Here is a 13400-nt window from a genome sequence, read left to right as displayed (position 1 = left end):
CAGCCTTACGGGTCACCTCGTCCCGCGCGTCGTGAAGCAACTCGCTGGCACGCTCATTTTCCTGGCGAAGTCTGTCGGAGACGTCGCTTTTCGCCTTGTCGAAATCGGTGGGCTGTCCGCCCTGATCGTTCTCATGCTGCATGAGGCCACCTAGTGAAAACCGAGGAAGGAGAGGACCGCGAGCACGACAACGATAAGGCCGATAAGATAGATGACACTGTTCATGTGCACGTCCTCCGTAGCTTTCCAACTTCGACGAACCTGCGATGTTCCGTAAGTGAGAGCATTNACACTGTTCATGTGCACGTCCTCCGTAGCTTTCCAACTTCGACGAACCTGCGATGTTCCGTAAGTGAGAGCATTTATCTCAGCCGAAACGAAGGGCTTCGTCAGGCACGCACCCAGTCACCAGTGAGTTGCCCTGTCCCTCGTGCGGAGCGCCAGTTGCTCCCGTACGAACCGGTGCGCCCGACTCCGCGGGAACCGAGTGCCGGCTGCGTCCTTATTGCAATCTTTTGCCTATTCGGCGGCCCCGCCTCGGCGTACCGGCGACCAGGGAGAACTCTCCCTTGCCATCCATCGACGGTCCATCGCTCCAACGGCCCCACGCTGGTTCGGCATCTTCGACGAAGCAATGATGAAGGCATAGGATACGGCTTGAGGCGTAAAGCGGCCGGTCATGCATGCCTGAACTGGGCTATTGGTGAACGCGTCTCCATGGGCCAAGTCTCTACTTTGCAGAACGCCCTCCCTAAGCCCCCAGGGTCGGTTCCGTATTCACCTCCAGCGCCTCTTCCGCTTCATCCTCTTCTCCCAGCACCTCGCCATGCACCCCCAGCGGCCGCCCGATCCAGATCGGATCGACCAGATGGTCGCGCTTGGGGTTGGTGGTGTTGGGGTGGATGAGGATGCTCAGGCCGCCATGGTTAAGCATCAGCCAGGGGACCAGCGTGGCGAAGATCTCGGTGGCGAAGGAGACCTGGTACATGGCCTGTTCGTGCGGGCCGACCGGCTCGTCGCGCCAGTTGCCCAGGCGCACGCGGAAGCGTTCGCCGATGCGCAGGCGCAGCCATTCGGCCTGCTGCCGTTCGGCTTGCCCGACATAGTAGATGTGGGCGTGATAGCTGGCGATCTCGGCGAGCGGCCTGGGCGGGCTGGCGGTGTTCACCTTGATGGCTCCCTCGGTGATTGTCGTGCCGGCAGCGTATACGCAAGGGTGCGGGGTGGCCAAGGGGGCACAGCGTGTGCTCGTCATCTCGATTTCGGGCCAATCGCATATGGAGCTCCCCCGCTCCGTCTCGGCTTCGCCCAGCCACCTCTACCCCCACATTCGTGGGGGAGAGGAAATGCTAATCGCCAAGATCGCTGCCTTGAAAAGCTTGGCATTTCCTCTCCCCCATGGACATGGGGAGAGGTGGCCGCGCAGCGGCCGGAGTGGGGGTTGGCACCGCCGTATGCCTATTGCCAGCACTTCATCGGGCGAGGACCCGCTGATCGCAGAGGTCTCCTGCCCCGATCAAACCCTGCCCATCAGCACCAGGATCAGCAGCACCACAAGCACAACGCCGACTATTCCGGACGGCCCATAACCCCAGGAGCGCGAATGCGGCCAGGCCGGTACGGCGCCGATCAGGATCAGGATCAGAACTATGATGAGAATGGTGCTGACGGTCATAAGAGTCCCTCGCTTTGCTCTTCAGATGCGAGGGGACAATGCAAAAGGCCGCCCGGTTGTTCCGGGCGGCCTTTTGTCCGACTGGTCGAATGCAGCTATTCCGCGGCTTTCGGGAAGGCGATTGCCGGCTCATCGAGCGGACCCGGCTTCGGCCCCGTGGACGCATCCCGTTTCTTGTCGCGGCCGAACAGCCGGCGGAAGAAGGCATAGAAGCGGCTGTTCTTGCTGCGCGTGAAGATCATCAGCATGGACGGCGTCACCACCAGCGTCAGCAGCGTGGCAAAGGACAGGCCGAAGACGATCGCCGAGGACAACGAAATCCACCATTGCGTCGACGGCGCGTTGATCGTCGTCTCGTGATGGAAGATTTCGAGGCCGAGACCAAAGGCGATCGGCAGAACGCCGAGGATGGCCGAGACCGCCGTCAGCACCACCGGGCGGGCGCGCTCGCGGCAGGTCTGCAGCACCGCTTCCATCTTGTCCCAGCCTTCTTCGCGCAGCCGGTCATAGGTGTCGATGAGCACGATGTTGTTGTTCACCACCACACCGGCCAGCGCGATGACGCCGATGCCCGACATGACGATGCCGAAGGCTTCGCCTGTCAGCAGCAGCCCCAGGAACACGCCGATCGTCGCCATGACCACGCAGGACAGCACCAGCAGCACGCTGGTGAACTTGTTGAACTGCATTAGCAGCACCAGGAAGATCAGGAAGATCGCGGCGCCAAAAGCCTTGCCGAGGAAGGCGCTGGCTTCGGCGCTGTCCTCGTTCGACCCCGCCAGCTTCCAGCGTATGCCGTTGTCGAGCTTCATGTCGGTGACCGCCTTGGTCACCTCCGCCTGCACCGCCGCAACCTGGTTACCGGCGGCGACGTTGGCCTGGACGACCACGGTGCGGGCGCCATCGATGCGGTTGAGGATGCCGACGGTCGGCTCCGGCTTGCGCACGACGAAGTTCGAGATCGGCACCGAGCCTTGCGCGGTCTGCACCCGGAGTTCGTCGAGCGTCGACAGCGTGCGCCGGTCTTCGGGCAGGCGCAGCCTGATGTCGACGGCATCGTCGGCGCCGGCCGGCCGGTATTCCGACAGCTTCAACCCATTGGTCACCAATTGCACCACCGTGCCGACGGCCGTCGGGCTGATGCCATACTGCGCCGCCTTGGCGCGGTCGACCTCGAGCGCCCAGTCGACGCCGGGCGGCGGCAGGCCGTCCGACACGTCGATGACGCCGGGCACCTTGGCGATGCGCGCCGCAACCGCGCGGGCCTGGTCGTCGAGCCCTTTGGGATCGATGGCCGAAAGCCGGAGCTGGACCGCCTTGCCCGTCGGAGGACCGGCCTCCGGCACGCGCACCTCGACATCGACGCCGGGAATGCCGGCCATGACGGTGCGCAGCTCATCCAGGATATTGTTCGCCGATTTGCGCTCGCGCCAGTCGATGAACTCATACTGGATGACGCCGACGACGTCCTCCGGCACGTCCTGTCCGCCGCCCTGCGTCTTGCCGACGCGGGTATAGACCGATTTGACGCCAGGCCAGCCAAGCAGCCGGTTTTCGGCGATCCTGGTCGCCGTGTCCATTTCGGCCAGGGAGAGATTGCCGCGGGCATGCACATAGAGCAGGCCGTAATCGGGCTCGACGCTGGGGAAGAACTCGACGCCGGCGCCATATTTCGAATAGGCGAAGCCGACGCCGGTGAGCAGCACGGCGGTGAGCACCAGCACGGTGATGGGGAAGCGCACCGCCTGCTTGACCAGCGCCATGTACCAGCCGTCGCGATTGTGTTCCTCGTGATGCTCCGGCGCCTTGGCGAAGAGCGCGCCCAGCGTCGGCGCGAACACCAGCGCATAAAGCATCGAGGCCGACAGCGTGACGATCAGCGTGATCGGCATGTATTTCATGAAGTCGCCGATGATGCCGGGCCAGAACAGCAGCGGCGAAAACGCCGCGATGCGGGTCATGGTCGCGGCGATGACCGGACCGGCCATGCGCTTGGCGGCCAGCGTGAAGGCTTCCGCCTTCGGCATGCCTTCGCCCATGCGCCGTTCGGCAAATTCGGTGACGATGATGGCGTCGTCGACCAGCATGCCGACCGCCAGGATAAGGCTGAACAGCACGATCATGTTGATCGTGTAGCCCATCATCGCAAGCAGCAGGATGCCGATCAGGAAGGATGACGGAATGGCAAGCCCGATCAGCAGCGAGGCGCGGCCCGACAGCGCATAGAGGATGACGATGAACACCAGGATGACGGCGATCATCACGTGGTTCTGGAGGTCGCCCAGCAGCTGGTTGACGAAGACAGACTTGTCCTGCGTGTAGGTGATGTTCATGCCTTCCGGCATCGTCTTGACGTAGGCGTCGGACACTTCCCGCACCTTGGCCAGCGTGTCGATCAGGTTGGCGCCGATGCGCTTCTTGACTTCGATGGCGATGGCCGGCTTGCCGTTGAGGCGAGTGATGGTCTCGGCGTCGGCGAAGGTCGAACGCACCGTGGCGATGTCCTTCGCCTGCACGACGGCATTGGGGCCGGCGACCACCGGCAAGGACGCGACATCCTCGGGTGTCTCGATCAGCGACGGCACCTTGACCGCGTATTTGCCTTCCGAACCCTCGATATTGCCGGCGGCGACCAGGCTGTTGGAAGCGCCGACCGCGCCGATCAACTGGTCGAGCTGCAGGCCGTAGGAGGACAGCTTCATCGGGTCGATGACGACCTCGACGAGATCGTCGCGCGCGCCTTGTATGGTGCCCTCAAGAACGCCCGGGACTTCCTCGATGCGGTCGCGCAGTTCGCGCGCCGCCGCCGTAAGCACACGCTCGGGCACATCGCCGGACAGCGTGACGACCAGGACGGGAAACTCGGAAATGTTGACCTCGGTAACAACCGGTTCTTCTGCCGCTTGGGGAAGGTCAGCCTTCGCGTCCTGAACCTTCGAGCGTGTATCAGTCACCGCGGTGTCGACTTTTATAGACGGCAGAAACTCAAGGAAGACAAAGGCACCGCCCTGATAGGCGGATGATTTCATCTCCTTTAACCCCTTGAGACTCTTAAGCTTTGCCTCCAGAGGCCTAAGCAGAAGTCTTTCAGCGTCTTCGGGCGCGATGCCTTGATAGGCAACATTTATATAAACATAAGGGGTAGGAACGTCGGGTTCCGCTTCCTTCGGTGTCGACTGATAGGCGACCCAGCCCGCCAGCAGCAGGAAGACCAGCACCGCAATGGTCAGCCGGGCATTGTTGATCGCGAGTTTGACGATATCCATGGCCTGTTCTCAAGATTTCAGGAGCCGCATTGCGGCCGGTTGCCCCCGTCCGGGGCCACCCGGCGCTACTGCGTTGTCGCTTCGCCCAACAGTTTCTGGATGGTCGCCTGGTCGGCCTCGACCGGCTTGACGACGTCCCCTTCCTTGACGAGCTCCTGGCCGGCGACGATGACGCGGGCATCGGCTGGAATGCCGCCAAGCACCAGGCCCTTCGGCGAGTCGTCAACGAGGTCGATCGGGAAGAACACCACCTTGTTGTCCTTGTCGACGGCACGGATGCCAAGGTCGCCCTTGTCGCCCAGCGTCACCACGGAGCGCGGCAACATGACGGCATCGGTCGGCTGCGCGCTGAGCGAAATCTCGGCCGTCATGCCCGCCGGCACGGAGCCATCGGCATTGGGCACGGCAATCTCGACGCGGAAGGTGCGCGTCGCCGACGAGGCGTCGCGGCTGATGTAGCGCACGGTGCCTTCGACGGTCTGGCCGCTGACCAGCCGGACGGCGGCCTTGTCGCCAAGCTTGAGATAGCCGAGGTCGCGTTCGCTGACTTCGCCGCGCGCAATCACCGGATCGAGCTTGAGGATGGTTGCCACCTCGCCGCCCTGCATGACGGAACTGCCGAGCTCCACCGGCACCCGGTCGATGACGCCGTCGAAGGGCGCCTTGACCAGATTGCGGTCGAGCTCGGCCTGCGCCGTTTCCAGCTGCGACTGCGCCGCGGTCAGGTTCGAGCGCGCCGTGTCGAGCTGCAGCTTCGGCAGATTGCCGGTCTTCATGAGCCGCAGCGATGCGTCGAGTTCAGCCTGGCGCTGCGCGACGAGCTGCTTGGCATTGTCGACCATCGAGATCTTTTCTTCCGCCGCAAGCATCAGCACCAGATCGCCGGTCTTGACGTGATCGCCCTGCTTGACCGGCAGCTTTTCGATGACGCCGGCGACACGCGTCGCCAGCACGGCGCGCTTGTCGGCCTCGGTCAGCCCGGAAATGCGGATGGCGCGGGCATAGGTCTTGCGCGGCGGCGTCACCACCGCGACGGTGCGCAGCGACGCCTTCGGTTCGGCCTCGGCGGTCTTGGTTGCATCCGGTGCCTTGGCCTGATCGCCCGGCTTGGCCTGATCGCCTGCCTTGCCAGCACCTTCGACAGCGGCGCTGCCGACGGACGAGAACGCGCCTGTTCCCATCCAGGCGGCGAAGCCGATGAGCACGACAATAGCGGCAAGCTTGTGAAACCTGATCTTCGGCATCATTGTTTTTCCACTGCGGGGTTCGGCCAAGTCGTTATCCAACAGGAGTCCGTCGTCTAACAGCTACCGTGTCTTCCAACTCGGGCGCGTCGCCGATATGGGTGCGCGCCAGGCCGTGTTCAATTTGCCGTGAACGGCGAAGCCGCGCTTCTACATCAAAGTTGCATCGCAATACAGTCGAAAAGTTGCAGGAACATTGTGCCAGGCGATGTAGTGTGGCCAACGGGAAACGGTTTTGTCAGCGCCCCGTCAGGCGGCGGAACCACAGTCTCGGAACCATACGGGTGTTGGAGGCGCTTTGTTTTTAAGGCGTTTTGAGCACTGACATTCTCCTGTGCCTGCACTAGTTTTTGAGGCTCAAATGTGGGCGCGACCTGCGTAGCCACTCAGTGAATGGCAGCAGGCGTCAGTATGATTTTGTATACCGTCACACGCAACGGTTGTTCCGGGACGGAAAGTCATCGGCGCTACTCCGATTTGCCGAACACTTCGCTGATCGTCTTGATCGATCCGGGCGGACTCAGGCCCGCCGGCGTTCCGCCTCCGGCTTCTTGCGGGCGGCGAGGAATTCCTTCACCCGCCGTCCCGGTGCCGGCCCGCGCACCGGTTTGAAGCCGTCATCGAGTTCGCCGGAAAGGTCGAGCGTCGGCCGCTTGCCGACCGCGTCGTAATTCTCCTCCAGCCAGTCGCTGGCCGCTATACGGCCAAGGTCTCTGAGATAGCTCAGGAAGGCCCATTCCGCATTCACCTTGGACGACGCCGACAGATCCTTGAACGCCTCGTCGGCATCGATGCGGTGCATGCGGATGTCGCGGTATTCGCCAGGCGGCAGCCGGCCGGCGGCGATCAGCTCCTTGACGAAGGCGATCGATCGGAATTCGTTCAGCAGCCCGGCATTGAAGGTGATCTCGTCGATGCGGTTCTGGATTTCGTTGGCGCTTTTCGGCGTGCCTTCGCGCACCACCGGATTGATCTGCACCAAAAGCACATCCTCGGTCGCCGCCGTCTTGAAGAACGGGAACAGCGCCGGATTGCCGCCATAGCCGCCATCCCAATAGGGCACGCCCTTGATCTCGACGGCGCGGAACAATTGCGGCAGGCAGGCCGAGGCCATCACCGTGTCGAGGTCGATCTCGCCGTCGGAAAAGACGCGCAGCTGGCCGGTCTCGACATTGGTCGCCGAAATGAACAGCTCCATCGACTTGCAGGCGTGAACATTTTTGAAATCGATCTCCTGCTCGACCGCGTCGCGCAGCGGGTTCAAGCCCAGCGGATTGGCGACATAGGGCGAAAACACTCGGGACATGGTGTCGAAGAAGAAATAGCCGGGCGTGTTCTCGATCGACCAGTTGCCCCAGGCGACGTCCCACGGCATGCGCTGCACCGGGCTGAAGCGGCCCTTGGCCGCCACCGCGCGCCAGAAGTCGTCGAGCTTTTGCCGTGCACCCTCGACGCCGCCGCGCACAAAACCATCGGCCAGCGCCACCGCATTCATCGCGCCGGCGCTGGTGCCGGACACGGCTGAAATGTCGAGCCTGCCATCCTCCAGCAGCCGGTCGAGTACGCCCCAGGAGAAAGCCCCGTGCGAGCCGCCGCCCTGCAGCGCGATGTTGATCTTCTTCGTTTCCTCCGCCTTGCCGTTTTTGGTCATGGCGTTCCTGTTCGGTTTGGTCGCTGCTGCCTCATTCCGCCCGGAAATCGGGCGGGTTCGACGGCAGCGGACTTATATTGCAGTGCAGCATATAAGGGATGACCAAGGCAAGAACACGAACACGGTCGCGTGATCACATGAAATTTTGGTCATGGGGAATGGTCCTCCACGCCGAGGTCTTCGCCCTACGAATACCCCCACCCTTGATCCCTCCCCACAAGGGGGAGGGAGACTTGGTAGACGCTGATCTCAGCAAACCACCGACGTTTCGGCGGCGGGCGCCAGCTGCCCTCCCCCTTGTGGGGGTCCGAAGGACGGGCGAGACCCGTGGCTCGCCCCGGCAGGCTAAGGTGGGGGTCCTCTTCGCAAAAATCTGTCCTTGGAGCCTCAGGCAACAAGCTTCGGCACCGGCCCGATATAGCGCGACTGCGGCCGGATCAGCCGCCCTGTCGTCTGCTGTTCGCGCGCATGCGCGATCCAGCCGGCGACACGTCCGGCGGCAAAGACATTGCTGAACGCCTGTGGCGGAAAGCCAGCCGCCTCAAGCACAAGCGCTGTGTAGAACTCGACATTGGTCTGCAGCGAGCGCTGCGGCTTGGCGATCCGCAGNAGCCGCCTCAAGCACAAGCGCTGTGTAGAACTCGACATTGGTCTGCAGCGAGCGCTGCGGCTTGGCGATCCGCAGCACTTCGAGCGCCGTCTGCTCGACCTGTTCGGCGAAGGCCAGCCGGCGGCCGGCTTCGCCTTCGCTGCAGAGCTGCCGCACGACGGCTTTCAGCACATCGGCGCGCGGATCGCGCACGCGGTAGATACGGTGGCCGAAGCCCATGATGCGCTCGCCATCTTGGATCTCGCCACGAAGCCAGCTGGCCGCGTCGCCATGCGCCTCGATTGCATCGAGCATCTCGATCACCGGGCCGGGCGCGCCGCCGTGCAGGGGGCCCTTGAGCGCGCCGAGCCCGGCCAGCACCGACGATGTCAGACCGGCCAGCGTCGATGCGACGACGCGGGTGGCGAAGGTCGAGGCGTTGAGGCCGTGATCGCAGACGGTCACCAGATAGGTGTCGAGTGCCCTTGCCAGCGCCGGCGACGGGACGGATCCCTCGAGCATCCTCAGCATGTCGGCGGCATGATCGGCCTTCGCGTCAGGTGCGGTCGGCTGCTCGCCGCGCGCCAGCCGCAGCAGAGCCGGCGTCAGCACAGCGGGCGCCGCGATCAGCCGCAAGGCGTCCGTCAGTGCCTCGCCATCCGGCAGCAGCGCCATGCCGGCGCGCATGGCGCCATAGATCTCAAGCGGTTCGAGCAGCGGCAGCGAGGGCGCAAGCCGCTCGAACACCTCGACGCGAGCCTTGCCCAGCCTCGCTGCCAGTTCGGCATCGCCGGGAAGGCCGTCGAAGAAGCCGTCGAGCAACAGGCGAACCACTTGCGCATAGCGCCAGCGTCCCGCCAATTCCGGCAGCGAATGACCGCGGATCGTCAGGCGGCCGCCAAGGCCATCGACATCGGAGAGCACGGTCTCCGCCGCCACCACATCATCGAGCCCGTTCGCCATATCTCATCTCCTTGCAGCTTTTCTGCATGGGAGATAAGGGTTAGGCTGCGCCTCGATCAATCTTGATCAATATAATCAATATGTGAGCTAAAAATGTCCGAATGGCTGTCGCGGGAAGAGGCGCTGGAAAGGCTCAAGGTCCGGCCGCAGACGCTTTACGCCTATGTCAGCCGCGGCCGCATCGGCATGCGGCCGGATGAGAGCGACCCGCGCCGCAGCCAGTACCGCGCCGACGACATCGCGGCATTGGCGACCCGCCGGGCGCGGGGCCGCAGTCCCTCGGCCATCGCCGAGAGTGCGATCGCCTGGGGCGAACCCTCGATTGTCACCGCGATTTCGACTGTGCTGCACGGTCGACTGATCTATCGAGGGCAAGACGCCGTTGCGCTATCCAAATCGGCGACGCTGGAGGAAACCGCCGCTCTGCTGTGGGCCTCGGCCGAACCGGTGACGTTCATAGCTCCGTCATCTGAAGCGCCTCATCCAGTCGGCCGCGCCTCGGCCTTTGCGCAGCTTGCCATGCTTGCCGGCCAGGGGCGGCCTTCGCTAGGACGCAGCGCCGCCTCGCTGTGCACCGAGGCCGCGCGCACAGTCGGAGCGCTGGCGCAGTCGCTGGGCGCGGGAACCGGCACAGCGCCTGTCCATAAGCGCCTGGCGCAGGGCTGGTCGGTGGATGATGCCGGCGCGGAAGCGATCCGCTGCGCCCTCGTCCTGCTCGCCGACATAAGAGATGCGGAAGGCGGTGACGTCCTTGCCGCCNCGCAGCGTCCACAGGCGCCTCGCCTGCCGCATGCCTGCTGGCCGGCCCGGCAACGCTGTCCGGCCCGCGCCACGGTGGCGCCGGCGAAGCGGCGATGCAACTGGCTGAAGATGCAGCAGCCCACGGCGCGGATGCGGCGATCCGGCGCTGGCTCGGCCATGATCGGCCCTTGCCGGCGTTCGGCCATCCGCTCTATCCCGACGGCGATCCCCGTGCCACCGCACTTCTGGAAGTCATCCCTGTCGACGAGACGCTGCAACAGCTGCAAAAAGCCGCCATGGCGGCGGTCGGTACCCAGCCCAACATCGACTTCGCCCTGGCCGCACTAACGCGCGGCATTGGCTTGCCGCGCGATGCACCGTTCCAGCTGTTTGCGCTCGGACGCAGTGTCGGCTGGGCCGCGCATTTGGTCGAACAGATCATTAGCGGCAGCATCATCAGGCCGCGTGGCCGCTATGAGGGACGCGTGACTTAAGCCGACCTGGCCGTGTTCCCGAACCGCGCACGGTACGCGACAGGTGTCGTGGCGAATTGCCGGCGGAAATGATGCCGCAACGTACCTGCCGCGCCAAAGCCGGCGGTCTCGGCAATCCGTTCGATCGGCATGGCGGTGTCTTCCAGCAGCGTGCGCGCCCGCGAAAGCCGTTCCGACAGCAGCCAGCGCGCCGGCGTGACACCGGTCGCGGCCGCGAACCGGCGCAGGAATGTCCGCTCGCTCATCCCGGCAAGCTCGGCCAAGGTGGCGACGGGATAGTCGGCGGAAATATCGGCGCGCATCCTGTCGATCAACGGGCCAAGCCGGCTGCGCTCATGTGGCTCGGGAACGGAGCTCTCGACATACTGCGCCTGGCCGCCGTCGCGATGCGGCGGCACGACCAGACGGCGCGCCACCATGTTTGCAGCCTTGGTGCCGAAGTCGCGCCGAACCAGATGCAGGCAGAGGTCGATGCCCGCGGCACTGCCTGCCGATGTCAGCACATTGCCCTCATCGATGTACAAAACGTCCGGAATCACGGTGATGTCGGGGTACATCTCCGTCAGCTTCTCGCTGTAGCGCCAATGCGTGGTCGCTCTTTTGCCCGCAAGCAGGCCGGCGGCGGCAAGCACGAACACGCCCGAACAGATCGAAAGAATGCGAGAGCCGCGCTCGTGTGCCTTTCGAAGCGCCTCGATCAGCGCCGGCGGCACCGGAGCCTCCGTTCCGCGCCATCCCGGTACGATCACCGTGCCGGCCTGGCCGATCAGATCGATCCCGCCGTCGGCAACAATACGCACGCCGCCCAGCGCGCGCATTTCACCGGTATCAATACCGGCAACTGCAAAACGGTACCAATCCTCACCCATTTCCGGCCGGGGCAAGGCGAAGATCTCAACCGCCACGCCAAACTCGAACGTGCACAGGCCGTCATAGGCAACGGCAACGACAAGAGGGTTGGCAGGGCGCGGATTGGCAGAGGATGGCATGATCTTGACGATATATGGCAAAGCTGCCAGCTGCAATCGCCCTGCTTCCTGTCTTATCTCTCCGTCGCATCAGCAATGGAGATACGAGGATGAGCCACGTGACAGACATTCCGGCGGCATCGCCGGATATCGCCCGCGACCATTTTCTGCGCCGGCTTTCCGTCGAGACCGACTGTTCCGACGTCGCCGCCGCACTGCGTGCCGGGGAGCCGGACTTTGTTCTCCTGCATGTGGTCGGTTCGCCGGAAGCCTATGGACGCCGCCATGTGCCGGGCGCGCTGCATCTGCCCCACCGCGAAATATCGGCCGGGCGGATGGTGCAATGGCCCGAAAGGACGCTGTTCGTCGTCTATTGCGCGGGACCGCATTGCAATGGCGCGGATCAGGCGGCCTTCAAGCTGGCCAGCCTCGGTCGTCCCGTGAAGATCATGATCGGCGGCATAACCGGTTGGCAGGACGAGGACCTTCCTTTCGCTTCAGGCAAGGAGCCCGGTGTCTTGCACGCGTGAGGCCACGCGATATGGTCGGCCTTGAAGACTGAGCAAGCATGCAGAAGGCGATGGTTAGAATTCGTCCATTCGAGCGCCAGGATGTCGGTGCGGTGCTCGCCCTCATGCGGGCGCTAGCCGTCTTCGAGGGTTATGACGACAAGCTTCGCGTCACCGAAGCGAACCTCATCGAGCACGGGCTGGGGCCATCGCCCCGGTTCGGCGTGTTGGTGGCGGAGCGAGAGGGCGTGATCGTCGGCATCGCCGTCCACTACCTCATCCCCTGGACCTACGACCTGAAGCCGGTTGTCTGGCTGAAGGAACTCTACGTCACTGAAGCGACGCGCGGCATGGGGGTCGGCCATGCGCTTGTTGAACAGCTTCGCCAACACGCTTTGAGCATTGGCGCCTCCGCCATCAAATGGACGGTGCTGAAATCCAACTCGCCGGCCAAAGCCTTCTACCGCTCGCTCGACGGCCAGCCCGACGATATCTGGGAACCGTGGCAGCTGAAAATCGACCCGTGACAGCCGCCTCGACCAACTGAGGGCGGTCGACCATGCGGCGGTCGCTTACGACATGGTGTCAAGCTTGCGCTGCATGGCGGCGATCTGTTGCTTCAGTTCCTGAAGGTCGTCGCCGCTCTTTTCCGGGACATCCTTGCGGGCCGGCTCGGGTGCAGCCGCGGCCGCAGCATTTGTGGCGGCGGTCGGGAAGGGCGTGAACAGGCGCATCGCGTTCTGGAACATTTCCATGTTGCGGCGTGTCTGCTCTTCCAGCGCCTTGATCGGAGTGGCGATCTTCATTACATCCAGCGGCGACTTGCCGATCGCGCCCTTCATCTGCTCGCGGAACCGCTCCTGTTCCTTGGAGAAGGCCATCATCGACTGTTCGAGGAAGCTCGGCACGATCTGCTGCATCTGGTCGCCATAGAAAGCGATCAACTGGCGCAGGAACGGGATCGGCAGCATGTTCTGCCCATCCTTGTTCTCCAGTTCGAAGATGATCTGCGTCAGCACCGGATGGGTAATGTCGTCACCGGTCTTGGCGTCCTGGACGGTGAACTCCTCGCCCTTCTTGACCATCTCGGCCAGATCCTCGAGCGTCACATAGGTGCTGGTGCCGGTATTGTAGAGCCGGCGATTGGCATATTTCTTGATAATGATAGGGTCGTCTTTCGCGGCCATCAGCATCCTCCCGGGACACCGGCGCGCCTGAGTAAGCCGCCGGTAACGATTGCGCCATTTTTAAGGATATGCGCAAAAGCTCTATAATTCCAAGCGCTTTGTGCAGTGCGGCA

General features: G+C 63.6%; 9 protein-coding genes and 2 pseudogenes. 3 read left to right on the top strand and 8 right to left on the bottom strand.

The genetic code is table 11. The annotated features are described in order from the left end of the window. Nucleotides 1–751 precede the first annotated feature (751 nt). From X730_RS136705 to X730_RS01415, 6 genes and pseudogenes are all read right to left on the bottom strand, one after another. On the bottom strand, nucleotides 752–1168 hold the full coding sequence (locus X730_RS136705; RefSeq protein ID WP_245260353.1) for a DOPA 4,5-dioxygenase family protein: 417 nt from the start codon (nucleotides 1166–1168) through the stop codon (nucleotides 752–754). Between the two features lie 348 nt (nucleotides 1169–1516). Beyond that, complete coding sequence (locus X730_RS1000000166975; RefSeq protein ID WP_023702789.1) at nucleotides 1517–1675, bottom strand: DUF3309 family protein; 159 nt, start codon at nucleotides 1673–1675, stop codon at nucleotides 1517–1519. A 95-nt stretch (nucleotides 1676–1770) separates the two neighbouring features. Continuing rightward, nucleotides 1771–4941 carry an efflux RND transporter permease subunit gene (locus X730_RS136710; protein ID WP_023745740.1) on the bottom strand — a complete coding sequence of 1057 codons (3171 nt, stop codon included), beginning with the start codon at nucleotides 4939–4941 and terminating at the stop codon, nucleotides 1771–1773. Nucleotides 4942–5006: 65 nt separating this feature from the next. Further along, nucleotides 5007–6185, bottom strand: coding sequence for an efflux RND transporter periplasmic adaptor subunit (locus X730_RS136715; protein ID WP_031197462.1), 1179 nt, complete (start codon nucleotides 6183–6185; stop codon nucleotides 5007–5009). Between the two features lie 520 nt (nucleotides 6186–6705). Continuing rightward, the gene (locus X730_RS136720; protein ID WP_023827629.1) at nucleotides 6706–7836 is read right to left on the bottom strand and encodes a patatin-like phospholipase family protein; all 1131 of its coding nucleotides are present in this window, start codon (nucleotides 7834–7836) and stop codon (nucleotides 6706–6708) included. A gap of 387 nt (nucleotides 7837–8223) precedes the next feature. After that, nucleotides 8224–9388: pseudogene (locus tag X730_RS01415) on the bottom strand (citrate synthase/methylcitrate synthase). A gap of 93 nt (nucleotides 9389–9481) precedes the next feature. Here X730_RS01415 and X730_RS01420 point away from each other — a divergent pair. Next, a pseudogene (locus X730_RS01420) lies at nucleotides 9482–10623 on the top strand (citrate synthase). On the opposite strand, the gene ftrA reads toward X730_RS01420, so the two are convergent. After that, nucleotides 10620–11633, bottom strand: a complete 1014-nt coding sequence (ftrA, locus tag X730_RS136725) for a transcriptional regulator FtrA (protein ID WP_023827624.1) — start codon at nucleotides 11631–11633, stop codon at nucleotides 10620–10622. The pseudogene X730_RS01420 and the gene ftrA overlap by 4 nt on opposite strands. Nucleotides 11634–11701: 68 nt before the next feature. Here ftrA and X730_RS136730 point away from each other — a divergent pair, with 68 nt between their 5' ends. Further along, the gene (locus tag X730_RS136730) at nucleotides 11702–12121 is read left to right on the top strand and encodes a rhodanese-like domain-containing protein (RefSeq protein WP_023702797.1); all 420 of its coding nucleotides are present in this window, start codon (nucleotides 11702–11704) and stop codon (nucleotides 12119–12121) included. A gap of 50 nt (nucleotides 12122–12171) precedes the next feature. Beyond that, the gene (locus tag X730_RS136735) at nucleotides 12172–12627 is read left to right on the top strand and encodes a GNAT family N-acetyltransferase (protein ID WP_031194243.1); all 456 of its coding nucleotides are present in this window, start codon (nucleotides 12172–12174) and stop codon (nucleotides 12625–12627) included. Between the two features lie 45 nt (nucleotides 12628–12672). Here the strand turns inward: X730_RS136735 and phaR are convergent, their stop codons facing one another. Then, nucleotides 12673–13287, bottom strand: a complete 615-nt coding sequence (phaR, locus tag X730_RS136740; protein ID WP_023685813.1) for a polyhydroxyalkanoate synthesis repressor PhaR — start codon at nucleotides 13285–13287, stop codon at nucleotides 12673–12675. Nucleotides 13288–13400 lie beyond the last annotated feature (113 nt).

Source organism: Mesorhizobium sp. L103C131B0 (assembly GCF_000502275.1).
Lineage (GTDB): Bacteria > Pseudomonadota > Alphaproteobacteria > Rhizobiales > Rhizobiaceae > Mesorhizobium.
This window is presented reverse-complemented; position numbering and strand designations above follow the sequence as displayed.